Annotated in this window: 1 pseudogene; it reads left to right on the top strand. The window is 68.3% G+C overall.

Annotation, left to right across the window (positions count from 1 at the left end):
* Positions 1–205 (top strand): annotated as a pseudogene (locus A6V29_RS06265) (IS256 family transposase); the annotation flags it as partial.
* Positions 206–586: the final 381 nt, after the last annotated feature.

Below are 586 nucleotides of genomic sequence, written 5' to 3'. Positions count from 1 at the left end.
ACCGGCCCCAGGACGGTTCACCGCCCTGCTCCGGCTGGCCAGCTGCGTGCTGATCGAGGCCCACGACGAGTGGCAGGTCTCCGACCGCCGCTACCTCTCCGAAGCCTCCATGGCTCTGCTCAACCCGCCCGAGCCGACCGCTCTCGAGCCCCGCTGCACCGACCCCAGCGAGGTGATCGACCAGCCCGCCCTGCAGACGGCATAGTCAGCAACACCGCAGAGCAGCACGCGGACGATCTACACCACCCCACGGGGCACGGCCTGGCGCTGAGGGAAGTGACGAACCGGATCGGGTCGTGTTCAGTCATGGCAGGCAGCAGGCTAGCCGACGCCGAAAAGGCAGGACCTGCCAAGTCCCCCACTCCTCCGCGGGCGGGCGGGCGGGCGGGCGGGCGCAGCGTGACCTGACAGACGGGAACGCAGCCCGCAGCCAGCCCGCCAGGGTCCGCAGAAAGTCCCCAACTGACCCAGTTCCGACCATCGGCGATCAGCGTCTTTCGACCATGAAAGCGTAGGTCAGTCGTCTGAGCCCATGATCACCGGGTGCTGCCGACCGCGGACTAGTTGTTCTGCCCTGACAGGTTGG

Origin of the sequence: Blastococcus sp. CCUG 61487 (genome assembly GCF_005222955.1) — a bacterium.
Lineage (GTDB): Bacteria > Actinomycetota > Actinomycetes > Mycobacteriales > Geodermatophilaceae > Blastococcus.
Note: the sequence above shows the minus strand (reverse complement) of the source record. Positions and strands in the feature narration are given on the sequence as shown.